We start from the raw sequence: 25,183 nt of genomic DNA, 5'->3' as shown, positions 1-25,183 counted from the left end.
AATAATTGTATTATTTTTAAAGCTATTTTTTATAATTACTTAACAAATTTTAATATTTTCAATAATATATAATCGCGATTTATATTAGCTAAGTTAGTCATAACTAATTTAGCTATGACTACTATAGCAAATTAAAAATCATATGAAAATAGATGATTACTGAATACATAATGCATTATTCCTGAATTTCTTTTAAATATCCAATTCAATAATCAAAATTACCACAAATTAATACCCACTAAATCTACAGTTTAACTCCTATTACTGAATATAATTTAAAAATACATACTATTATTTTGATATGGTTTTTGTTAAATTCTTAGCTGCAATCTGTAACGCCAGTGGACTTTCACTATTTAAAGAATTATCGAAAAATAGAATTTGATCCTTTTTTACTGCATTAAGGGATTGCCATACAGGAGAAGTTTTTTGTTTTTCAACAGCAGAATTAACACTGTCAGAAAAATGCCTGAATATAATATAATCTGGATTCATCTTGGATAAACCCTCTAAGGAAATAACCTTACTCTTCTCTGGATAACCATTAGGTTTTGACAGGTTAAAGCCATGAGCTTTATCGTAATAAAGTGTATTACTTGAACCAACAGCAACAAAATTTCCTTTGCCATCAACTCTAAGTAAAGCAAAAGTTTTATCTTTATGATCTTCTAAGAGTTTCCTAGTATTTTCTATATCTTTCTCGGTTTCATTTATAATTTTAGTGGCTAACTCCTCTTTTCCAATAATTTTTGCACATTGCATAGTTTTATCTTGTAGAGAATCCTTCATATCGATTTGAACCACAGGAGCTATTTTAACCAACTTATCATAGGTCTTATCTACATGACCTTTAAATGTCACAATTACATCTGGTTTTGAATTAATAACTGTCTCCAAATTCAATGCTCTAGCATCACCTAATTCTATAATATTAGCGGTACCCACATATGGCTTAAGGGTTTCAAATCCATCTAAAACCTTGTTTCCTTTACTAAATGTTGCTCCAGCAGAAGCAGTTGGTGGTGTTTCTAAAGCAAAGAAATAATCTAAAAACAATGAATGAAGAACTACTACTCTCTCAGGTTTTTTATCAAATTTAATCTCTTTTCCTGTTGCATCTTTTATAGTTCTTGGCCACTGAGAATTTCCAGCATCTTTTGTTTGCTCTTTTGAGCTATTATCTGATTTGCTTTGAGCATCCTTATCGTTAGCTCCACTACAACCAGATAGTATACCTACGATTAATATAAGTGATACAAATAGTCCCATAAACTTTTTCATTTTCATTCCCCCTATGTAATAATTTAGTTCTGTTAAGCTATATAAACCTTAATTTTTATTAAATAATTGTATTATTTTTAAGACTATTTTTTATAATTACTTAACATAACCAATAAATTAAATAATATTTAGGTACAACAACATCAGTTAAGTTAGTTATAACTAACTTAACTGTGAATAATATAGCAAATAAAAAATAATATGAAAATGGATAATTACTGAATTTATGATGTATTATTCCTGAATTTTTGGATACATGATTCAATATTTAAATAGTATAATTTAAAAGTTTTAATGAAAAATGTGATTTTTAAAAAGTATGATAGGGAAATTATTATGATTAGAAAATGATTATCCAAAGATGTAGCCGCTCTTTACTCCCACTTTTAAAAAGCTGGAAGTATTAGAGCGAGTAGTCATCAGTCTTTGGATTAATTGATTTGACATGTATTATAATATCAAACAAACATACTAAATTAGAATAAAAATATTTCACTTATTCCTAAAATAAAACATACTAAAATCATTATACTTTATATCTAAACTTCTCACGAAATTTACTTGGAGAAACACCAAATTGTTTTTTAAACCTCTTACTAAAGTGATATGGATCATGATAACCTACACTTTTGGCTACTGCCACTATAGGAGCATCTCCTGTTACTAACAGTTCTTTGGCATGATTTAGTCTATGAATCATAAGATAATCTCCTGCTCCCATCCCTGCATATTTTGAAAAAACGTAAAACAATCTATTCTCATTCACTCCATGTAATTCAGCAAGAGATCTAATAGTAAGTGTATCCATGTAGTATTCGTGAATATAATCGGAAACTTGCTTAAACAATATGCGATCATTACTACTTGATTGATTACGTGCACATATAAAAACTTCATCTAATATAGAGTGAAATATGGTTTCCGTTTGAAATTTAGCAATTGCTCCAGGTTGATTTGACACTCTCCATAAGCGTTGTAATAAATCAACAAGTCTAGGACTTTGCCCTACAACAAGTTCAAAGTGTGCATCCTCTAGTGAAAATCTTTCTGATTCAAGGTTATCGATACTGTAAAGAACCAAAATATAACTCCACTTTTTTTTACCAACCACACTCTTACTCAATCTCAGATTAGCTCCACCATGAATCACATTTCCAACACCTGCTGTATAAGGAGTACCATCAAAAATGAAATTGGCCTGTCCTGATAAAGGAAAGATAAACCCTGGGAATGGAGAAGTTTTCATATTGCCAGAACGTCCTGGTTCAATGCTATAATTATATACTCCTTCTACTTTAAAAGCAGTGTACGCAAAATGTTCTACAATATCCATTAATTCCACTTCCATTTAATGCTCCCCCCTTTTAACTAAGTTTTATATTAGTTTACCTATAATGTATTTTCTAAAAAAATAGCTCAATCATTTATAAAAATCTTAATGATTGAGCTTATTATAACCTAAGTTAGTTATGACTTACAATATTTTTTTCAATACATATATTATAAATCCTGTATAGTCATTTTTTCTAATTCTTTTTTACTCTTCTTTTTAACTTTATCTCTCCCCTCAAAATAAACTGATAAGTTAACAAGTAATAATACTGAAAATTTAAAAATCCACTTTCCTAAAGTTCCAGTTTCAGCTTTAAACATAATGAATAAACCAGCCCCAATAACAACAAATAGAGGTAATATAAGTCCAAAAACAAAATGCTTTCTTGTACTTAAGAATTGTTGAAGTGCCAAACCAAAAATAGCAATTAAAATTGAAATTAATATTTGCATCTACTTTTCCTCCCCTTTTTCCTTCTTATACTCATTAATAATAAGTTTCGCTGTATCTAGATCTATTTTCTCATCCAAGGACAATTCTTTAATAAATGATATAAAAGGTTCATTTAAGTTTTTATCATTAATTTCTATTTTCTGAATAAGTTTATCTAATCGAAGTCTTACTGTTGGATAAGACACCTCATATAGTTTAGCTATCTCCTTTAAAGATCCAGAGGTTAATATAAACTTCTTTATGAACTCAATATCTTCATAATCTAAGCTAGATAACCAATTGGGTAACTTTTCTATAGCCATGTAATCTCACCTTCCATCAACAAAATTAAGGGTATAATAAATAATTTGTTTAACATTATTTATTATGCCCTTAATTTTATTAAAGTCAATGTTTAATATATAATTAACTTTATTTAAAAACGTTATATATTGTACATAGCTCCATGAAATTCCTCATCAGAATATCTTAAATCTTGCAATTTGTTTACGTCACTGTATTATCCCCCTATATATTTCCCTTGAATGCCAACATTCTGGAAGAATGTAGTGAATTTATCTTTTTCCCACTTAAGGGCAGTTTGAACATATCCTAGCCCATCTGCATTATACCTACCTGCTATTCTCTGAAATACATATAGTTCATAAGTTCCATCTCTTTCAAAATCAATAGGATACAGATTACTTAAGGGAATAACAAATCCTGAAATAGGTTCTTTAAGTTTTCCATTTAAATCATATATTTCATTTAAATATTCCTTACCTTTATAGGTAATATCAATTATATATTTTATTTTCAAATTTTCACTTATAACTTCAACCTTATAATCATCTTTGTAATTAACCTCATAAGTATACTCCTCTCCAAATTTCTCAAAATCAAAAATTAGTTTTAATTGATTATTTGCAAAAGAGTAAATATAATAGAATCCAAATCCTCCACTGCCTCCAGAGTCTATGCTTACTAATATATCCTTAATTTTATCTCCTGTAAAATCTCCTAAAAATATAGTTGGATTATAACCTGAATTCTCTTTAAGAGGTACCGTAATGCCTTTACCTGTTTTTCCATCCTTTATTACAAGCCTTATGTTACTTACAAAAGGACTGTCTGTACCTGAAGGTTTATTTCCTATCAAAAGTATAGTGTCTTCTACTTTATCTCCATTTACATCACCTTTTTTTCTATCTATTATATACACTTTGTTGTTACCCACATTTTCTCTAAAAAAATAATAAGGACAATAAAACATAACTGTCTCCTCTAAAAAATACTTCTACTTTATATATTATTCTAAAATAGAGGGACTGTTCTTAATTTTATTTAAATCTAAGAACAGTCCCTCTGTTTGACATTATTTATTATTGTTATCTACTATCTAAATCAAAAAGAATATAAAACTGATAAGTTAACAAATATTATATAATTTCTAATACTTCTACTGTATATTTTTCACCTGGAGCATCCACTTCAGCCACATCTCCAACTTTTTTTCCCATTAATGCTTTTCCTAAATCTGATTCTACACTTATAAGCATCTTTTCTGGCTCTGCATCCATGGTAGTTACTAGTGATACATTTGTTTCAAATTCATCTTCTACAAATCTAATTTTGCATTTACTATTAACTCCGAGTGCTGACTTATCCTGATTTTTCTCATCTATTACACTTGCAGTTGAAATCATAGTTAATAAATACTGAATTCTGTTATCATTTTCTCTATAGTTTGCACAGGCTTCTTTATATTCTGCATTCTCTGACCTATCACCATGAGCAGCTGCTTCTAATTTTTCCTTTGCTATTTCAGCTCTTTTTTTAGTCATTCTATATTCTAATTCTTCTTTTAATTTATTCATATTTTCTTCTGTCAATATGTTTTTCATGTACCAATAATCCTCCCCAAGATATGTTATGTTAATATTATACAATATATAGTAAAATACTAATGAAATATTATGCTACACTAGGACATAACTCTGGTAGCAAAACCTTAAGTTGAGCTTGCTTAAATTTTAATATTAGTTCCCAAATAATCCTACCTCTTTTATAATTTCCTGCTCTCTAAATAAACTTAAGACAGCTGCATTATAAGAATTTAACTTTTGTGCCTTCTTTATTTTCTTAGCATATTTTTTATTATCTGAAAATATATAAATCATATATCCCCAAAGTTCTTTCATTTTAAATAGTGCATTTCTATCTTCATTATATAATTCTATATATTTATTTAAAATTTCATCATGAAATTCTTTTAATACTTCTTTGCCTATAGTAGTATTATTTTTTATCTCATTTATTAGTCCTGGATTTGCGAGTATTCCTCTTCCTAGCATTATTGTTTTTACTTTAGGAAAAGTTTTTATGAATCTGTTATAATCACTAACACTAAAGATATCACCATTATAACATATAGTATTGCTACTTAAAGATAAGGCATCTTTAAATACATCTAAATCAGGTTTATTTCCATAAAGATCTTTTTGCGTTCTAGGATGAATAATTAATTCTTCTATAAGATATTTATTATAAATTTTTATTAACTCATAAAATTCTTCTGGACTATCTTTTCCTATTCTGGTTTTTATAGAAATTTTCATATCATCTATTTTAAATATTTCATCTAAAAATATATCAAGTTCTTCTCTTTTAGCTAAAAATCCTGAGCCTCTATTTTTTGAAACGACGGTTCCAGCAGGACATCCTAAGTTTAAATTAATCTCATTATAACCTAATTGCTGTAACTTTCTAGCAGTAATAATAAAAGCTTCTGAATCGTTAGTAAGTATTTGAGGTACTATATTCATACCTTTATTATTTTCCGGCAAAATATCCCTTAATTCTTTAGTTTTAAGGCTTGTACTTTTATTTGGAACAATAAAAGGTGTAAAATACTTATCAACATTATTAAAAAACTTTTCATAAGAATTCCTATATATATATCCCGTAATTCCTTCCATTGGTGCTAAATAATATTTCATGTAATAACTCCTTTATATATCTCGTGTGTTATACCACTAAGATAAATATTCTAAAAAGTATATTATATCAATCTTCTTTTTTATTATCTACTCAATATTGATTAATTATATTAAACTATTAAAATAAAGTTGTAAAACACAAACATCCTATTTTTAAAACAGCATAGCTAAAACCCTCTTCAAGACATTCTATAACTGCCTAAGTATTGTTACCAATAATTGTTTAAAATCCTATTTATGCAAACTCTAGATTGGTTAAAATTAAATTTTTCTCAAACTAAAAATCCGCAACAAAATTGTCGTGGATTTATTGGTAAAGTTATATAAAATAATTTTTATTTAGCATAATATTTGCTAAATCCTTTATACCTTTTATACATTCTTCTTATAGTATCTAATACAAAATTAGGAATAGGTATAGCCAGTTTATATATAAAAGGAATATAGAGTTTATAATAAGCTTTTTTAAAATCATGCCACAGAGAACAATATTCCTTATGTTTAAAATCTGATATATCCACCACTACTCCCCTATTATTAACTATCATAACATTTTTTGCATGAACATCATGAGGATTTAGCCCTTTTTTTCTAGCATATTCAAGAGCATTATCTATATCTTTTATAATATACTTAGGAATTTTTATTCCTTTTAATAAAGAATTATAAAAAGTAATACCCTTTAATCTTTTTAATATTAGATAATTATTTTTGCTATATAAAAGCTTAGAATAAGCAGGATGATCCCCAATAGTTTTATAAACTTCTATTTCTTCTTTTAAGCCATCTCTTCCAGGTGCATAAATCTTTATAGCTAAATCATCAAAGTCTGGATGTGTAAAGACGCCTGCATAATTACCACAACCTAATAAAATCCAAGGCTCTGGAACAAACTCTACTTTTATTGGATCTGAAGGATTAATACTTTTCATCTTTAAATTAGGAATAAAATCATTATCTATAATATTTATAAATTTTTTAATATAATTCTTATCTAACAAATTTTTCTCCATAAATAGGTCACCTTAATTTCATTTTATATATTTAAACTTAGTTATACATATACTCATATTTATAGCACTTATTATAACATATTTTAAATATTAATAGACAAACCACGAACTAACCTCATTATTTTTCTTGTAAGATAGCAGTTGCTCTATCATATTTTAGATAAATATAAAAACTTTGATTAAAAAATATATACCTGGATATAATAAAAATGACCAAAACATAGCACCAATATAGAAAATTCCATGCAAAAAGAACCCTGTTTATCAGGGTTCTTTTGTTGAAATAAGGAGGTCTATGAGTAACTTATAGAAAACTATTATATTTAATATTCTCCATATGTTAAAAAATTCCTTTAAATAATAAAAATAATTTCTTTACTGTATTTCAAATAAGTTAGAAAAGACATCGATATATAATCTTACTATATCGATGTCCTTTTTTTAACATATAATTAAATCTAATTTACTGATTTTGAATTAACGAATTCCTTAGCTATTCCATCTGGGTTTTCTGGATTTCCAGTTTGACTATCATCAAATGAAGATATTGAAACTTTGCAATAAAAATTACTTTCTTTCCAAATATAATTTTCTACTTTTTCTTTTTCATTTATTGCATCTTCAGAAGAAGTTTCATATTTATAAACTTCTTTATTAGCAATTTTTAATGTTTGGGCTTTTTTGTGTTGTATTTTACCAGATGCATCTTTAACTTCAACATATCCCTTTTTCTTTAAATTCTTATATATATCTGAATTTTTACTTTGAGTAAAGTATATTGGATTTACTCCTTTAAACCTATAAAATACATTAAACTGGTAATTAAGATTTCCTAAGCTTTCTACTGTTGAATCTTCTATAGCTATATCTTTGCCAACATTTAATGGTAATTTAGGCGCAAATTCTAAAAGTTCTTCAGCTTTTTTTAGATCTTCATTATCATAAACAAATAATTTATAACGATTATCATCTACAGAATAATTTACATTCTTTATATCTTTAACAGGTTTTATTGAAGATGCAATTTTCCCCACATTATCTACCTTAGCTGTACCAATGCCATTCATATGAACTTGACCTTCGCCATCGCTGAAATATTTATTATACTTCATTTCTGTTTCTATTCCATACCATACACCTTCATTTTGCCATACAAAAAATTTAGCTGTTTGCTCCTGTGCTCCACTACTTTTTACAGTTATATTAAATCCATTTATTCCTGACAAATTTTTTGCCTCTTTGCTAATTTCAACTTTTGCATCTTTGTACATTTGTTGTGCATTCTGTTTTAAAACATCCTCCATGTTTTCTTTAGATACTAAGAATCTAAATACCTTAAATTCTCTATTCTCATTAAACAATATCTCTAACATATTAACTTTGTTAGAAACTTTTATGACACCAATATCACCTACTCTATAGTTTTCTGAAATAAAATCTGGCACCTTAAATTTAAATCCTGCACCCTTTTCTACCTTTTTCAAGTCGCGATAATATTTCACTGGCGCATCAATAAGAAACCTGTTGCCTTGCTTCTTATTTATTGATTCCTTATTGTTAACTCTTGTAACAATACTATTATTTTTAGCAGTTACATTACTTGTAAATACAATACCTCCAGCTAATACACAACATATAACTGCTGCTGCTGACATTCTATAAGATCCTTTTTTAAAGTTTTTTATCATTTTTATTCTCCTTTTAATTTGATTCCTTGTTTCAAAAAAAATCGCTAATTGTGGTACTTTTTTGCTACTTGAAATCAATTTTGAAAAATTAATAAGTGTCATCCCATATTCTATAAATTCTTCTTTGTCTAAAATTTCAAGTACATAAGCATCACAAGCATACTCTCTTTGAAGTTTCATTTTCTTTACTATAAACCATATTATTGGATTGAACCAATATATCAAAATAGTAATGGTTCCAAGAAAATTATAGATCAAATCTTTTCTCTTATAATGTATCAGTTCATGCAAAAATATATGTGATAGATATTTATAGTCATTTGTACTATACTTATATTTGGGAATATAAATCTTTGGCTTTAGAACTCCAAATATGCAGGGAGCTTTAAAGTCATCACAAGCATAAATAGGAATGCTTCTATTTATGCTTAATTTCTTTTTGCATTCTTCTAATAATGATACAATTTCTGGGTCTCTGATTTGTTCTAAATTTGAAATTCTCATCTTGAATTTCCACAAAATTATTGAAAAAAATAGCGCTATACTAAATACACCAACTAGCCATATACAAGAAGCTATATTTAAAGTATTAGTGATTACTTTTTCTTTTGTTGTATTTTCTTGCTTATAACTTATACTTTCTAACGATGAATTTGAAATTATCTTATCATCTCTTGTTTTATCATTTAAATAACCTTCTCTTTCTGTAAAAACATCATAAGCAGCTTTAGTATTACTTTTGCTTTCAATATTTAATAGTTTATTTTCATATTTATCAGATAAAATATGAATTAAATTTATATTGCTTGGAATATTCACTGGTATTATAAGTCTCAATATAATTATAAACAGCAAAGCATGCTGAAACCTTACTCCAATATGGTTATTAAATAATTTTAAAATTAAAATTACTATTAAGGCTGCAATGCTTGCTATTAATGAAATCTGTAGAACCCATAAAAAAATTTCAACTAAGATATCCATATTTAATATCCTCCCATTTTCAACTAGAAAAGCCTAATCTTCCTTTCCTTCTTTCTTATCTTTAAGAATCTGCTCTAGCTCTTCAATTTCCTCTTCAGACAAAGTCTCTTCCTCTAAAAATCTTGTAAAGAGCATACCTACAGCTCCATCGTATACCTTTTGAAGAAAAGATTGATTTTCAGCTTTTATACATTCATCTTCGGATATTAATGGATAATAATTATAAGCTCTACCTACTTTTTCAAAACCTATTGCTTCCTTTTTCAAAAGTCTAGTTATAAATGTTTTTACAGTTTGTGTTGACCAATCCATTTTTTCTGTTAGTGAATTAATTATTTTTTCAGATGTTAAAGGGCTCTCTTTCCAAAGAAGTTTCATTACTTCCCACTCAGCCGCTGAGATTTTTGGCATATCTTTCATATCTTATTCCTCCATTTTAAGTTTACAATTGTAGATCTACAATAACAGTCTACAACTGTAAACCATTATTGTCAAGTTAAAATTTGTATAATTATAGATATCAATGGAACTTAAATAAGATGACTCCTGTTCAATCCAGAAATCATCTTAGTAAACAATAATATAGTGCTTTTTTAGCACCCTAAGGTACCTTTTCACTTTCTTTTATATATTTTAGCAAGATAAATTGTATTCACAATTTATTTACATACCTCAGGGATGCTTGTTCTTTATTTTTCTATATACTTAACATTGCCTAAATTACCTAAATTCCCTTTATCAATACCTAATTTCTCTAAACTATTTTTGTTTATATATATTTCTGTTTTACTTGTCATTTTTATTGGCATTTTAGAAATATCTTCTCCTTTTAATACTGATACTGCCATTTTCCCTGTTTCATAACCTAATTGATAGTAATCAATTCCCACTGTTGCCAATGCTCCAGCTTCTACACTTCCCTTTTCTGCTGCAATTATAGGTATTTTAGCATCTAAAGTATGTTTTGCTATTATAGGCATAGATGATACTACTAATTGGTCTGTTGGTACATATAAGACATCTATTTTATTCACTAAATTAGCTATAGCATTATTTATTTCATTAGTACTTGTTACCCCTGTTTCTATAATTTCATATCCCTTTGCAGCTTTTTTTAATTCATCTAATTGTACTCCTGAATTAATTTCACTTGTATTATATATAAATCCTATTTTCTTTGCTTTTGGTACAAGATTCTTTAATAATTTTAACTGATTTTCTACAGGTAGATAATCTATAGTTCCTGACACATTCTTACCTGGTTTTTCTAAAGAATTAACAAGTCCTGCTTTTATTGGATCAGTAACGGCGCTAATTATTATAGGAGTTTGCTTTGTAGCATTAAATACACTCTGAGCAGCAGGTGTTCCTACGGCAAAAATCAAATCCTTTTTATCTGAAGCAAATTTTTTAGCTATAGTTTGGGATACTCCTATATCTCCTTGAGCATTTTTATAATCTATTTTTATATTATCTCCATCCTTATATCCAGATTCCTCAAGAGCTTTTATAAATCCCTTTCTATTATCATCTAATGCTACATATTCTACTATTTGATTTATTCCTATATTCAAAGCCTTATCCTTTTTTGTTGTCTTTCCACAGGCTGCTAAAGTTAAAATACTAATCGTTAATAATACTCCTGTTACCAGCTTTTTCATAATATACATCTCCTTTAATATTTATATTTTTTAAACTGCATATTCAAATTTCTTTAATATATCTTCCACCCTTAAATTTCTCTTTTCTTTCTCATTTAAATCTAATATGATTTTTCCCTTATGTAACATAATGAGTCTATTTCCATAGTTTATAGCATCTCTTAAATTATGAGTTACCATTAATGAAGTTATATTTTTTTGGGTTACAATTTTTTCAGTAATCGCCATAACTTCACCAGATGTTTTTGGGTCTAATGCTGCAGTATGTTCATCTAAAAGTAATACTTTGGGATTATTCACACTAGCCATTATCAATGATAAAACTTGTCTTTGACCTCCAGAAAGATATTTAACTTCTATATCTAACATTTTTTTTAAATCCAGGGATATATCATTTAATAATGACTGCAAATAATCGTCTTTATATCTAAGACAATATTTAATATTAGTAAGTTTCCCTTTATTTAAGGCTAAAGATAAATTCTCTCTTACTGTCATAGAAGGACATGTACCTAACTCTGGATTTTGAAATACCCTACTTATAATTTTAGTTCTTTTATGTTCTGGTAATTTAGTTATATCCACCCCTTTTAAAATAATATTTCCGGAAGTTTCTTTAACAACTCCTGATAATATATTTAGCAAAGTAGACTTACCTGTACCATTACTTCCAATTATGCTTACGAAATCTCCTTCATTAATAGTCAAATTTAAGTTATGAAATAATCTATTTTCACCCATATAAGAGTTATGAAAACTTTTTGATAAATTTTGAATTTCTAACATTTTTAATCCACCTCCAACTTTTTTCTTCATATTTGTTATCAATTTCTCTAAGAGCCAAAAATACTATAATAATTAGTGATGTTATCATCTTCAAATCCACTGTAGTAAGGCCTAAAGTCATAGCTAAATATATTGTTCCTTGGTAAATAATCGTCCCCATAATTACCATGCTAGTTTCCTTAATAAATGATTTTCTTTTAATTATAGATGTTCCAATAATTATTGAAGCTATTCCCAATATCAAAGTCCCTATCCCCATAGAAGCATCACTAAAACCTTGATATTGAGCCATAATTCCTCCTGAAAAAGCTATAAGTCCATTAGATAGCATAAGTCCTAGTATTTTAATTTTCCCAACTTCTATACCCAAAGACTTAATCATTTGAGAATTATCTCCAACTCCTTTTAGTAAATAGCCCAATCCTGTTTTTAAAAATAAATCAATTAAAATTTTAATTAATATTACAATAAACAACATAATCATTAGGGGATTAAAATCATAAAATATATTTTTTTCACTAAATATTGGAATGTTAGCCTTTCCCATAATTCTTAAATTAAATGAGTACAATATTCCCATTACTAAAATTCCAGAAAGCAAATTTGATATTTTAATTTTTACATTAAGTATTCCTGTAAGTAATCCTGCCACTAATCCACCTATTAAAGCAACTATGCTAGCAGTAATTGGAGACACTCCTTTTGTTAATAATACAGCAACTATAGCTGCTCCTAATGTAAAGCTTCCATCTGCAGACATATCGGGGAAATCTAGTATTTTATAACTTATGTATACCCCCATCACCATAATTGATAAAATTAAACTTTGCATTAATATACTTGATACTACTTCCATAAAATTCTCCTCTCTATTTTTAGGTACAAAAAAAACCACATGTTACCCATGTGGCTTTTAGAAAATACAAATAAATAATATCTGAGAATCGAAAAAGCCACATAGATTATCTATGTGGCTTTCTATATATATTATAGAAAAACTTATCTTAGCCAACATAGATACAAACCATTCAATTGCATTAACATGCATGCATGAATTGCGGGGTTTGTATCTATGTTAAATTTAAAAGATACAAACCCTATCTAAATTGGCTATTAAAGACTACATTAATTTTTAATGCTAATAGTTTTCCCATAATTATTTCCTCCTAAAACTTTTATAAAAGTGTATCATGTGAATTTGATTATGTCAAGCACATTTTATAATATAGAATCCTATTTTTTTCTTCCATTGTTACTTCCCCTAAAGCTCTAAGATGCTCTAAATGAGCATGAGCTTCTCCTGCTGCAAACCATTTTTGGCTCTTGGGAAATTCATCCCAGCTTTTACTTTTAATATCCCAATGAAGTTCTTTTGTTACTTGCTTTACCGTACAAGCTCCAAATTTTCTTAACACTTCTCTAATCTCATTCAATCTTTTTTCATGATGAAGATAAAGTTCATTAATCCGCTTGCGATGGTCCTCTATCAAAAATCTATGGGAAGAAAACAAATAATCAATATCCATATTATAAACAAAATCTAAGCTTTTAAAATAAGTTCCTAGCATATCACCATATTCAAATCCCCAAAATGTAATATTGGGAGTAATCTTTCCTAAAATATGATCTCCGCAAAATAATATTTTATGTTTTTTCTCATAAAGCCCAACCATTCCTGGGGTATGGCCTCTTAAATCTATAATTTCAAAATTATAGTCTCCTATTTGAATATATTCCCCGGGAATTGCAGGAACAAAATTTATATGCGATATGGGTCTAAACTTAAATCCTGGATTATCTTCAATATCTAATTGTTCTTCTTCTAATCCTTGCCACATTGCTCTTTGAATAGTACCTTCCCACATAGGACCGGATTTTTCCACACTACCATTTAACAAATCCCCATCTGTCTTACTTATATATACAGTTAAGCCCATATCTTGAAAATATGTAGCTAATCCTGTATGATCTGAATGCAAATGAGTTAGAAAAAGAATAGTGTTCTCTGGTTTTAAATCTAATTCTTTAAAAATTTCCATCATACGTTCTTTCGTATCTTCACGATTAAATCCTGTATCAATAATCATAGATTTATCTTTTCCCTTAATAATATAAAAATTTAGATATTTTAAAGGATTATTTGGCAATGGAAGCTCTTCTAAATAAATATTTTCATATGTTTCTTTCATTTTTTTCTCCTTCCTAAGTTCTTATTACCTTAGCTGTTATCAGTCTTATTTATAAATCTTTCTATTATTTTATCTTAACTTTAGCTAAATTAATACACCAACTAAAACTATGCTTTATTTTTCCCTAAAACATTTCCAATAATTTCTTTACATTTTATAGTATACCCCATATTTAGTATCATTTAAATAAAACACTATTTAATAATATTTTAACTAATAACACGGGGTATAAAATCACTTAAATGCTATAAAATATGGAATATTCAAATCACAATTTCATCATTTATCCAGTACAATTGATTGATTAGTAGATTTACAATATAGTAAAACTATAGAAAATATTATAACTGTAAAAGGCAAAAGTTGTATCTATAAATTTTTAAGTCCTTCACAACAAAACTATAGTCTATTAAATCAAAATATAAGTAATTTATATAAAGTTCTTGAATATAATTAGTAAAGGATGGGGATAAATATTGCCCACTAAATAATATTTTTATTTTATATGGAGGTGCTTTAATTGAAAAAAATAATAAAAAAAGCTTCTATCGGTGTTATGTCCTTATGTTTACTTTTAGGTATGGGACTTTTCAATCCTGTTAGTGCTCGTCCTGTATGTAACTGTCCTGATCCCAACATAGATAGCTGGAAAATAGATAACTGTACTATATACTATGTTTGCAGAAACTGTCATTGGAGCTACAAATGGAATACTTGTAAGTAGAATTACAGTTTATTTATCTAATGCAAAAAATACAGGGGCTGTTGCACTAAAAATAAATCCTACAATATATTGTGTTAGCTTTAAATTTGCAAAGTAATATATTGTGTGTAAATTCCTTAATGCGACAGCCCCTTTATTTTCAGTTTAAATTTTGGACAACATATAAATTTAGCAAGTAATTTTAACCATGCAATTTTTAGGGATTTATTTATTCTATTTCCATTCTTATTAAATTATTCTCTTCAAGTTCCTATTTTACCACTTTGCTTTCTCCATATGCTTTATCCTCATTAAATTTCTACCATATTATAAATTTATTCTTTTTTTTAACTCACTTATTGCTCTCTGTTCTTCTTTCCTTAAGCTCAAAATATATTTATTAAACTCAACATATAGATCCTTTTCATCTTCAAAACTTAAATCTGATATATATTTAGATAAAAGAACTATCTCCATTTTGGATAAGCTTTTAAAAAACGTAATATATTCATCTCCAAATAAACAATCAGCATTTAGCATATCTACTAAATCTTCTAGGCTCTTAATATTATTTTTAATTAATAAAATTTTATCTTCCACTAAAGAACATTCTCGAATTTCTTCCGTTAACTTTTTAAATTTAGAATTGGCCATTTTTTTACCATCAGTATATTCTATTATTTCATTGGGCTCCTCTTCATTAAAGGATATAAATACTTTTTCTAATTTATTTAGTTTTATCCTTTCATTTATAAATAGAGCTATATTTAAAATACCCTTCTTTATATAAGTCATCAATTCTGTATTTTTAATCTCTAAAATTTCTAAGCATATTTCTGCATCCTTTATTAATTCTTCTTTTAATTCTTCTATAGATAATTTTTCTAATTTATTTTTTATAATCTCTCTATCTAAATTATTAATATTAAGGCTGTTTAAATCTTTATTACATATGGTTAATCCTAGTGAATTAATAAGTACCAGTTCAAATATATTTATAAGCAACAATCCACAATCTTTATCATAACCCTTTAACAATTTATTAATTTCACCAATATCAAATTTATTACAAAACTCATTTTCTAAACTTAAGTCATATAAATAATTATACACATACTCAATGCCTATAAAGTTCATAGTATCAATGTAAAGCTGATAATCTATTGAACATCCTGGAGTTTCATGAGGTGCAAAAAAATCATCATATTCTTTAAAAAATGGAGAAAGACCATCATCTACAGTATCGTTATAGGAATAGTTATCAACCTTAAGTTTATTTGCTTTAATATCATTAAATAGTTTCTTACATTCTAATTTTTTATTCTTAATTAAATCCTGTCCCATTTTAAACATATCAGATAAACTAGTATGCTTCAATTCTTCTATTATTAACTCTATATTCTCAAAATTTTTTAAATAAATTCCTATGGTATAATCAATACATTGTAAAATACTTTCAGCCACCTCTGTCATAACTGAACTACTCTCATCTTTTGTGTAATATTTTAATTTTACTCTTAAAAGCTCCATTCTTTCATAATATATTCTAGCTAAAGTATCATCATCTAGTAACTTTTTCTCATAACAAGTTACTAAAACATCTTTAAAAAAACTTTCCTCACTAAATTTATTCTCTACAGAACAGTCATATTTTTGAATATTATTCCCCATAACTCATCAATCCTTTTCATTATCAAGATTTGTATAATCCTTAAAACCACTTTTTATATTGTTAGCAATTCTATATAATGCTTTTCCTTCTAAGATTTCCAATGATCCTTGACAATAGTTATCAAAATTTTCTTTCATAATTTCTATTAATTCATCATCACTTATATAATCTAAAGTTTCATTTTTATAGTTATAAAAAATTTCTACAAGTTCATTTATTGTTTCACTGTAATTATATTGGGATATATATGGTGAATCACAAAAGGCCATAACAATTTTATTTATAATTTGACCATTAAATTCTATTCTTCCGCTTTTTTGAAGTGCTATATTTCTTGTATCAATAATTTCTTTTACGTCTTTTTCTGAAAGTTTCAATCCATATTCTCTTGTAATTTCATTGCACTGAATTATGTCATTAAAGACTTTCTTATCTAGTAAATTGCTTTCAAATAAATAAATAGAATTTTTCATTTTAAAAATTCCTCCTAAAAGTATTGACTTTCACGCTAAAATATGTTATGATTAAAATAGTATGTTTTATAATAGATAATTGTATCATTGACGCCTATTTTTGTCAATGTATTTTATAGCGCTAAAAGAGTATCTTCAACCACGGAAGATACTCTTCTTTATTTCTATAAACATCTCTAAATTTATTAACTTCACTGTTTATCATGCAATTTACTACTCACATTTTTCATGATTATTTAATAAATTCGGCACTCGTTATACTGTTAATATGTCCTAATACTTTCTATACCTAGCACCTATCTTTAGAAGTTAATTACTAGAAAGATTTACAAATAGAAAAACTCTAGCATTCTTGCTAATCTATCATCAAAAAACCAACAATCAATGATAGTGGGAAAGCAATATGCTAGAACTTAATAAAAATTCTACTATAACAATAAACAACTTAAAAGATTTTATTACTGTCACTTATTTTATAATTGATACTATCTACCAAAAAGAAACTCCAGTGCCTATGTGATATGGTATATTAATCCCGTTAATAAAAACTTATCTTTTAGCACAACAGGTTAATTTATATATTACTTAGCTATATTTTTTATTGGATTATTTAAATAAATTTACGAATAATGTTATAACTAAAGAATTAGAAAAGTCTATTAAAAATGCCCCAACAACTGGAAGAATAAAAAATGCTTTTGGTGATGCACCATATTTAGAAGTTATGGCTTCCATGTTTGCTATACCGTTAGGAGTAGCTCCCATTCCAAATCCACAATGCCCAGAACTCATAACAGCAGCATCATAATCCTTTCCCATTAGTCTAAAAGTAATAAAGTATGCAAATATAAACATTAATACAGCTTGACCTATTAATAGAATTAATAATGGACCTGCTGTGCTTTTTAATTCCCATAACTTAAGACTTATAAGTGCCATGGATAAAAACACATTAAGACTCATATTTCCAATTATATCAACACATTTTGAATTTATTTTCCATTTATTTGTTTGTTCCCCTATATTAAGTATTATAGCTGCCACTATCATAGCGTCTATGTATGAAGGAAGGACTATACCAAGGTTTGTAAAAAACATCTCTAAAATAGAACCGAGTCCCATTGATATAAATATAAGAGAAAATGTATTAAATAGAGTTTTATAACTCACTTCTTCACAATCATCAGAATTTGCTTCAAAAAACTCATCTGAGTTATTTTTTAGGTTATTTTTACTTATTAGGTTTTTAGCTATCGGACCACCTATTAAGCTACCACATACAAGCCCAAAGGTAGCGGCAGCCATAGCTGTAGTGGAAGCGCCTACAAGGCCGTATTCTGATTCGAATAAGGCTCCAAAAGTGGCTCCTGTTCCATGACCACCAGTCATGGTTACGGATCCAACAATTAATCCAAGAAGTGGATCTTCACCTATAAATTTAGCCATAACTACTCCAAGAACGTCTTGTGATATTACTAAAAGAAGAGCCGCTATAAAAAACATTATCACATGAAGACCACCCTGTTTTATCATCTTAAAACTTGCCCCAAGGCCAATAGTTGTAAAGAAAGCTAACATAAAAGGCTTTTGAAGAGTTGTGTCTAAAGATATAGATATAAAACCACTTTCTGTAAAGATTAAATTTAAAATAGCAAAAATAAGTCCACCTACAACTGGAGCAGGTATACAAAATTTTTCAAGAATTGAAACTTTAGATTTTATAAATACACCTATATAATAGAAAAATATAGCTAAGGTAGTGGTTTGAATCATATCAAGCTTTAGTGTCATAAAAAATCCCCCTTATAATGTAATCAATATTATGTTTATATGATCACTTATGATAGAAATAAAAAAAAATATTCATAAATATGAAAATTCAGATATATATTTATATAAAAATTTCATATTTATAAATAAAATTCTTATGGATATTATATAGGATTTTCTAAAAATATTCTACTAAAATACAAAATTTTTATAAAAACCTCATAAAAGTATGAGAAATGGGAAAAATTCTAGTATAAGAAAAATAAAATTAAATTTTTTTAAAAAAAATAAATCAAGAGAGTTTATATAAATTATTTGTGCGAATAAGTAAATAAACTTAGATATCAATAAATTTTGCAATGAAAATTTATCTTTTAGCACAACAGGTTAATTTATCTTATACTAAATGTTAAATATTCTTTTGATGATTATCTTTACTATAGTATATATAATAATATAGACTAATATATTCTGTATCTGGACTTATCTTTAAAATTTTTATGATCCACTATGTACATCTACTTTTCTAAAATAAACAATACTTGCAAACAAAAGAATAACTTAAAAATGATATTGGAAAATATGACAATCAAACCTATTATATGTAACAACAAGTTGAAAATTTAGGCAATATATTGTAATATATTAAGGTATTATTATTTAAGTAAGGAAGTGGAATCATTGTTTAAAAAAAGAAGTAAAGCATTTTTTACAGGTCTCATTTTAGCTAGTATATACTTAATTTATGTAATATCATATTTTTATGGAGTACTAGGTAAAGGTGATACAGCAGAACAAATAGGTAGTGGAATAGCTACTGCACTAGTAACACCACATATAGTAGTTTTAGCTATTGGTGTTATGTTTGGATGGTTAGCATTCGGATTAAGCAGTTCAGGATTCGCTTTAACTGCATCTATATTATATACTGTTGCAGGAGTTATGTTTATTCCTTATATATTCTTTGTTATTCCAAGTATTATATTGGGATTCGTAGGATATGCAAACCAAAAAAATATAAACAATAAAGCTAAAGCAAAAAGAAGGGTTAAAGTACATAAGAAACCTAATGTAAATAATAAAACTAATTTAAAAGCTTAAATACAAATTATAAAAAATAAGACAGCCAATATGAGATGCATCCCAAAAGTTAGACCTAAAAATCTAACTTTTGGAGATGTATTTTTTATATAATAGTTTGTGAAATTAAATGTAACAATTATATACAATCTACTATATATTCCCCTTATAATCAAAGTAAATATTCTCTACAGGCTCGCAGATATAGCAGAGTTTTTATGTTTATGACAATAGATTAAATGATCATTAACCACGCCAGCTGCCTGTAAAAATGCATAAATAACTGTTGTACCTACAAATTTAAATCCCCGTCTTTTCAGGTCTTTGCTAATAATATCAGATAGTTTTGTATTAGAGGGCACATCTTCACTCTTTTTCCATTGATTAATAATAGGTTTATCATCTACATACCTCCAAAGATAGTTTGAAAAGCTTCCAAACTCTCTTTGTATCTCTAAAAATATTTTTGCATTTACAGGAAGTGCTTTTAATTTTAACTTATTCCGGATTATGCCTTTGTTTTGCATCAATTCTTCAATCTTACTTTCAGAATAATTAGCTATAATCAATGGATTAAATTGATCAAAGGCTTTACTCATATTTTCACGTTTACTTAGAATCGTGTCCCAACTGAGCCCAGCCTGCATATATTCTAATACAAGAAATTCAAATAATACTCTATCATCATGCACCGGTATACCCCATTCCTCATCATGATATTTCTTTTCTGCCTCATTTTTTAGAGCCCAATCACAATACTGCATTTCTTCCATATTTCACTCACCTCAATTTTATATAAATTATCATTTTAATCTTTTCTACTTTCTAATCTTACTCGCTCAAAATGCCTTAAAAGTAGCCACGCTATTAATACAAACCTATTTAGCCATAGGCAAATTTGATTTATACTTTCAGCCGATACCTTATATAATAATTTTTATATATAAAAAAATAATCGCATTAGTTTATCCCAATGCAATTATATAATATCTGTTAAATTTATAAATATCAAGCTATTTTTAATTTTCAAATGTAAAGCTACAATATCCTATTTCATCACATCTTTTTTTCATATCATCCCATATATCCTTCCCCTTTATAGCTTCTAAGGATGATGGATACAAAATATAGTTTTCTTTAAAAATATGATCTCTTAAATTAAAAATTATATATTTTGAAACTTTATCTACTTTACTTTTGAATTCATCAAATTCCATTTTATCTGCATTTTCAGAAAGTCTCTTTAATTCTCTTTTTCTGATTCTTAGGTCATCATGTTCCATTCTCATTATTCTTGTAGGTCCTGTTATTTCTCTTTTTTCCATCTCTACAAATAAAACTTTTTCTTCTCTTTGATGATGATTTTCTGCATCTAATATATTTTCTGCTAATTTATTAATACTATGAATTTTTTCTTTAGCTTCATCATAACTTTTACTCTTTTGAATATCTGAATTCACTTTTTCTAAATCTTCTAAAAATCTTAGAATCTTATCATGTTCATCTATTAAAGTATACACCACATGCCCCTTGCTTATATTGGCCTTTACTTTACTTAATTCGTCCTTTAAAACTTCCATGTGTACATCACACAAATGTCTTAAATCCTGTGGCTCCATTCCTTCTTCTATAAGTTGTTGTTCTGCTATGGATAAATCTATAGCATCAATATCTTTTACTAGGTCTAAAGCTTCTTTTCTTATTTCATCATTAATTCCAACTTTATTTAAATTTTTTAAAATTTCTTTTAGTTCCTGGATTTTTTTATTCTCCATTTAAATCATCTCCTTTATACCAGCTTTAAAGCATCTCAAATAATACGCTATTTTCTTTGTATATATGGATAAACAAATCTTTTTCTAAGCTATGAATCTTATCATAAGTTAATTTATAGCTTGTACATGCACCTTCTGGTGCTTTGAAATCTCTTGTTATTTTTTCTAATTCTTTTAATATATCTCCGGCTTTATCATGTTCATCTTCTGTTTCTTTTATAAATTTGTCTATTTCTTTTTTTACATTTTCATCTTTAGTTAATTCATACTCTTCTATTAATGGAAATAAATTTTCTTCTTCTTTTATCAAATGCTCCTCTAATTCTATTTTTAAAAGTCCAAATAATCTATGAACTTTTAATAATTCTTCTCCATGATGTCCAAAATGAACTTTTAATATTTTTGATAATAATCCATCTATTTCTTTAAGCTCTCTTTTTGTATAATCATGATGAGTATCTACTATATTTTTCATAAGATTTACTGGTCTTTCTTTTCTCCAATCTATATACTCTTCATTGGATTCTACAAACTTTTCATATTCTTCATTAAGTTTTTGTATGAATTCATCTGAATTTATTCTTTTTTCCTTTAAAGCTTCTCCTAAAGTACCATGCCCACCACAGCAATAATCTATTTTTACATCATTGAATATTCTACTTGATCCTGGGAATATAGAAACGACTTCCCCAATCTTTTGATTTACATTAATAGTGTTTTTCATAACAATTCCTCCTAAATTAAAGTAACTAATTTATTTCTAATAATTACTTATCATAATCCTTATATTGAATTTAATAATAAATCTGCTATAAATATAGTTGCTTTCTTTATTTCTTCTTTATCATTTTCTTCTGGTGAAAATTTAATTCTTATTGGAAATTTCACATCTGTCATTCCTGTAGATTTTATAATGTATGAAGTGCTTAAAACCTTCATGTTTGTTTCCTTTAAATAATCTTGTACAACTTCAATACCTTCTCCACTCCATCCATAAGATCCAAAGGCTGCTGCTATCTTATTTTCTAAGTTCATGTCCTTTAAACTTTTTAAGACATCTTCTAATCTTCCAATCATATCTCCATATTTTGTAGATGTTCCAACAAGTACTGCATCTGATGTTTTAACATTTTTCAGAATGTCCTCATCTGATGTCTTATTAACATTAATTAATTCTACATTTATATTGTCTTTTTCAAAATGTCCTTTGATTAATTCCGAAATCTTTTTAGTATTGTTTGTCATTGTAGAATATAAAATTAAGACTTTTTTATCTACATTTGTATTTTTGCTCATTTCGTCATAAATATCTATAAACTTTTTAGCATTCTCTCTTAATATAAACCCGTGAGATGGTGCTATAATTTCTATATCTAAGCTTCTTATTTTCTTTATCATATTTTGTACATATCTTCTGTGAGGATGCATTATTAAGCTGTAATATGTTTTAAAATCTTCTAATATATCCTCTTTAGCCTTATCATTGAAATATTCATAATTTGCTATATGAGTACTAAATATATCGCATGGGAATAATATTTTATCTTCTTTAGCAAAAGTTATCATAGTTTCTTCTGTATGAAGATAAGGTGTTTCCATAAACTCAAGAGTTTTTCCACCTATATCAAGAGTATCCCCATCTTTAACTACTAAAAAGGTTCTATTATGAAGTTTATACATAGCTTTTAATTGGTCAACTGCTTTTTGAGTGCAAACAATAGTTGCATTTTTAGCATTGTAAGCCAAACTCCCTAATGCTCCTGAATGATCTGGTTCTATATGGTTTATTACTATATACTGAATTTTTTCTAAGTTTATTAAGTTTTTTAAACTTTGAATATACTCTCTTCCAAAACTTATATCTACAGTATCAATAATTGTAGGTTTTTCTGTAAGTAAAAGATAACTATTATAAGTTGTTCCCTTTGTTAAAGTTAATCTATGAAATGGTACATCTCTATCATCAATTTTTCCTACTAAATAAATTTTTTCTTTAATATTTACATTTTTCATCATATTCATTACCCCCAATTTTTTATTAGTATTTATATTGTTTGCTTTATTTTCTTGTTTGTTATGGCTTCATTATATAAACTATTGGAACTTAAAAATATGATTCAAATCAAATTTTCAAAAAAATAAAAAAGTGCAAAGCACTTTTCTCTAAAATAATCTATTCTATAAATTCTTTTAATGCATCTTCATCTTTAATTATAATTACCTTATTACCAACAAGTTTTATAATATCTAAATCTTCAAATTTAGATAATTTTCTACTTATAGTTTCTCTTGTAACCCCTACATAGTTTGCCATCTCTTCCCTATTTATAGGCAGTTTTATTTCTATATATTGTTCTTTATTTACTCCATATTTTTCACCAAAATCTAATATCATATTAGCTATTCTAATATCTGCATCATTGGTAGCTAAATTTTGAGCTAGAGTTTCCGTTTCCGCAAGTCTTCTAGTAACTTCTTTTAATATCTTTAAAGATATATCTGGATTTTTTAATAATATCTCGTTCATCTTATTTTTTGTAAGGGTACATATTTTTACATCAGATATAGCATAAGCAGAAAAATTATAACTTTTATTATCATTAAAAAGATTTAATTCTCCAAAAAAATCTCCACTGGAAAGTATATGAATTATTTGTTCTTTTCCTTCCTTAGTAAGCTTACAAAGTTTTACTTTCCCTTCATTTATAATAATTAAAGTTTCTGATTTATCTCCTTCATTGCAAATAGCTTCTCCCTTTTTAAAAGCCTCATGCCCTGTCATATTTACAATTTTTATTAACTCTTCTTCTGATAAAGAAGAAAATATAGGAACTTTCTTTGCACAAATATTGTGATGACATCTTCCACAAGTACACTCTTTCATAAAAAGCATCCCCTTTATTTAATATAAAAAACTAATTTATATTTGTAACTATAGTTTCTGTTAGTATATCATTAATATAATATTGCGCTCTACAAATAAATTATATTTTAAGCATATTTATTTCTTTAATCATTTCATTTAGATTTTAATTAAAATGAATATTTAATCAGTTATATTTTATAATAGAACTCTTATCTATGTCCATATAAAGGATTCCCCTTTGTTATTATAACTATTATTCAAATTACCTTTATGGCAGATATAACATATACCCTATATTGTTATAATCTATGGAATTATAAGATATATATTTTAAATTTATCCCAAATTTAAGGGTTTAACTATAAATATCTTAATGTATATAAAATAATTTAAAGCTGTAATAATTTTTAATTACCACAGCTTTTTTAATATCATTTCTATTCGTAAACGTAATAAAATCCAGTAACCTAGCATTTAC

General features: G+C 26.9%; 24 protein-coding genes and 1 pseudogene. 3 read left to right on the top strand and 22 right to left on the bottom strand.

Annotation, left to right across the window (positions count from 1 at the left end):
* Window positions 1–291: 291 nt before the first annotated feature.
* The 14 genes from ACYUEW_RS02075 to ACYUEW_RS02010 form a co-directional block, all read right to left on the bottom strand.
* The gene (locus ACYUEW_RS02075; RefSeq protein ID WP_460276136.1) at window positions 292–1,281 is read right to left on the bottom strand and encodes an ABC transporter substrate-binding protein; all 990 of its coding nucleotides are present in this window, start codon (window positions 1,279–1,281) and stop codon (window positions 292–294) included.
* 526 nt (window positions 1,282–1,807) lie between these two features.
* Entirely contained in the window at window positions 1,808–2,629 is an 822-nt protein-coding gene (locus ACYUEW_RS02070) for a helix-turn-helix domain-containing protein (RefSeq protein WP_163225498.1), read from the bottom strand.
* A gap of 152 nt (window positions 2,630–2,781) precedes the next feature.
* Window positions 2,782–3,066 carry a hypothetical protein gene (locus tag ACYUEW_RS02065; RefSeq protein ID WP_045515932.1) on the bottom strand — a complete coding sequence of 95 codons (285 nt, stop codon included), beginning with the start codon at window positions 3,064–3,066 and terminating at the stop codon, window positions 2,782–2,784.
* A complete protein-coding gene (locus ACYUEW_RS02060; protein ID WP_045515930.1) occupies window positions 3,067–3,369 on the bottom strand; it encodes a DUF2089 family protein in 303 nt (100 codons plus the stop codon).
* Between the two features lie 197 nt (window positions 3,370–3,566).
* Window positions 3,567–4,319: a spore coat protein gene (locus tag ACYUEW_RS02055; RefSeq protein ID WP_106899300.1), complete on the bottom strand. Its 753-nt coding sequence runs from the start codon at window positions 4,317–4,319 to the stop codon at window positions 3,567–3,569.
* Window positions 4,320–4,485: 166 nt separating this feature from the next.
* Window positions 4,486–4,950, bottom strand: a complete 465-nt coding sequence (locus ACYUEW_RS02050) for a GreA/GreB family elongation factor (protein WP_106899299.1) — start codon at window positions 4,948–4,950, stop codon at window positions 4,486–4,488.
* 135 nt (window positions 4,951–5,085) lie between these two features.
* Window positions 5,086–6,045: a tRNA dihydrouridine synthase gene (locus ACYUEW_RS02045; RefSeq protein WP_460276135.1), complete on the bottom strand. Its 960-nt coding sequence runs from the start codon at window positions 6,043–6,045 to the stop codon at window positions 5,086–5,088.
* Between the two features lie 335 nt (window positions 6,046–6,380).
* On the bottom strand, window positions 6,381–7,058 hold the full coding sequence (locus ACYUEW_RS02040) for a serine/threonine protein kinase (RefSeq protein WP_460276134.1): 678 nt from the start codon (window positions 7,056–7,058) through the stop codon (window positions 6,381–6,383).
* 458 nt (window positions 7,059–7,516) lie between these two features.
* Entirely contained in the window at window positions 7,517–9,730 is a 2,214-nt protein-coding gene (locus ACYUEW_RS02035; RefSeq protein ID WP_460276133.1) for a M56 family metallopeptidase, read from the bottom strand.
* 33 nt (window positions 9,731–9,763) lie between these two features.
* On the bottom strand, window positions 9,764–10,150 hold the full coding sequence (locus ACYUEW_RS02030; protein WP_099839028.1) for a BlaI/MecI/CopY family transcriptional regulator: 387 nt from the start codon (window positions 10,148–10,150) through the stop codon (window positions 9,764–9,766).
* A 269-nt stretch (window positions 10,151–10,419) separates the two neighbouring features.
* Window positions 10,420–11,391, bottom strand: coding sequence for an ABC transporter substrate-binding protein (locus ACYUEW_RS02025; protein WP_460276132.1), 972 nt, complete (start codon window positions 11,389–11,391; stop codon window positions 10,420–10,422).
* Window positions 11,392–11,421: 30 nt separating this feature from the next.
* The gene (locus tag ACYUEW_RS02020; protein WP_460276131.1) at window positions 11,422–12,177 is read right to left on the bottom strand and encodes an ABC transporter ATP-binding protein; all 756 of its coding nucleotides are present in this window, start codon (window positions 12,175–12,177) and stop codon (window positions 11,422–11,424) included.
* On the bottom strand, window positions 12,140–13,033 hold the full coding sequence (locus ACYUEW_RS02015) for an ABC transporter permease (protein WP_460276130.1): 894 nt from the start codon (window positions 13,031–13,033) through the stop codon (window positions 12,140–12,142). The genes ACYUEW_RS02020 and ACYUEW_RS02015 overlap by 38 nt, the downstream gene beginning before the upstream one ends.
* A gap of 346 nt (window positions 13,034–13,379) precedes the next feature.
* Complete coding sequence (locus ACYUEW_RS02010) at window positions 13,380–14,366, bottom strand: MBL fold metallo-hydrolase (RefSeq protein ID WP_460276129.1); 987 nt, start codon at window positions 14,364–14,366, stop codon at window positions 13,380–13,382.
* Window positions 14,367–15,040: 674 nt separating this feature from the next.
* On the opposite strand from ACYUEW_RS02010, the gene ACYUEW_RS02005 reads away from it, so the two are divergent.
* Entirely contained in the window at window positions 15,041–15,187 is a 147-nt protein-coding gene (locus tag ACYUEW_RS02005; protein WP_079006725.1) for a hypothetical protein, read from the top strand.
* A gap of 209 nt (window positions 15,188–15,396) precedes the next feature.
* Here the strand turns inward: ACYUEW_RS02005 and ACYUEW_RS02000 are convergent, their stop codons facing one another.
* Both ACYUEW_RS02000 and ACYUEW_RS01995 read right to left on the bottom strand, forming a co-directional pair.
* Window positions 15,397–16,740, bottom strand: a complete 1,344-nt coding sequence (locus ACYUEW_RS02000; protein WP_460276128.1) for a DUF6179 domain-containing protein — start codon at window positions 16,738–16,740, stop codon at window positions 15,397–15,399.
* A gap of 6 nt (window positions 16,741–16,746) precedes the next feature.
* Window positions 16,747–17,214: a DUF6323 family protein gene (locus tag ACYUEW_RS01995; RefSeq protein ID WP_460276127.1), complete on the bottom strand. Its 468-nt coding sequence runs from the start codon at window positions 17,212–17,214 to the stop codon at window positions 16,747–16,749.
* Window positions 17,215–17,617: 403 nt separating this feature from the next.
* On the opposite strand from ACYUEW_RS01995, the pseudogene ACYUEW_RS01990 reads away from it, so the two are divergent.
* Window positions 17,618–17,722 (top strand): annotated as a pseudogene (locus ACYUEW_RS01990) (IS982 family transposase); the annotation flags it as partial.
* Between the two features lie 98 nt (window positions 17,723–17,820).
* Here ACYUEW_RS01990 and gltS read toward each other — a convergent pair.
* The gene (gene gltS, locus ACYUEW_RS01985) at window positions 17,821–19,005 is read right to left on the bottom strand and encodes a sodium/glutamate symporter (RefSeq protein ID WP_025774081.1); all 1,185 of its coding nucleotides are present in this window, start codon (window positions 19,003–19,005) and stop codon (window positions 17,821–17,823) included.
* A 660-nt stretch (window positions 19,006–19,665) separates the two neighbouring features.
* Between gltS and ACYUEW_RS01980 the strand changes: the two genes are divergently transcribed.
* A complete protein-coding gene (locus ACYUEW_RS01980; RefSeq protein ID WP_030033651.1) occupies window positions 19,666–20,085 on the top strand; it encodes a hypothetical protein in 420 nt (139 codons plus the stop codon).
* A 167-nt stretch (window positions 20,086–20,252) separates the two neighbouring features.
* On the opposite strand, the gene ACYUEW_RS01975 is transcribed toward ACYUEW_RS01980, so the two are convergent.
* From ACYUEW_RS01975 to ACYUEW_RS01955, 5 genes are all read right to left on the bottom strand, one after another.
* A complete protein-coding gene (locus tag ACYUEW_RS01975) occupies window positions 20,253–20,837 on the bottom strand; it encodes a DNA-3-methyladenine glycosylase I (RefSeq protein WP_003488741.1) in 585 nt (194 codons plus the stop codon).
* Window positions 20,838–21,083: 246 nt separating this feature from the next.
* Window positions 21,084–21,839 carry a DUF438 domain-containing protein gene (locus ACYUEW_RS01970; protein WP_085333130.1) on the bottom strand — a complete coding sequence of 252 codons (756 nt, stop codon included), beginning with the start codon at window positions 21,837–21,839 and terminating at the stop codon, window positions 21,084–21,086.
* A gap of 25 nt (window positions 21,840–21,864) precedes the next feature.
* Window positions 21,865–22,563 (bottom strand): iron-sulfur cluster repair di-iron protein, encoded by a 699-nt coding sequence (ric, locus tag ACYUEW_RS01965; protein ID WP_003488739.1) that lies wholly within the window; start codon window positions 22,561–22,563, stop codon window positions 21,865–21,867.
* A gap of 59 nt (window positions 22,564–22,622) precedes the next feature.
* Window positions 22,623–23,855, bottom strand: a complete 1,233-nt coding sequence (locus ACYUEW_RS01960) for an FprA family A-type flavoprotein (RefSeq protein ID WP_085333129.1) — start codon at window positions 23,853–23,855, stop codon at window positions 22,623–22,625.
* Between the two features lie 157 nt (window positions 23,856–24,012).
* Window positions 24,013–24,723, bottom strand: a complete 711-nt coding sequence (locus ACYUEW_RS01955) for a Crp/Fnr family transcriptional regulator (RefSeq protein ID WP_460276126.1) — start codon at window positions 24,721–24,723, stop codon at window positions 24,013–24,015.
* Between the last annotated feature and the right edge of the window lie 460 nt (window positions 24,724–25,183).

It is taken from the genome of Clostridium sp. CTA-1 (assembly GCF_054768215.1).
The sequence above is the reverse complement of the archived record's forward strand: the minus strand, read 5'-3'. Positions and strand labels throughout refer to the sequence as shown.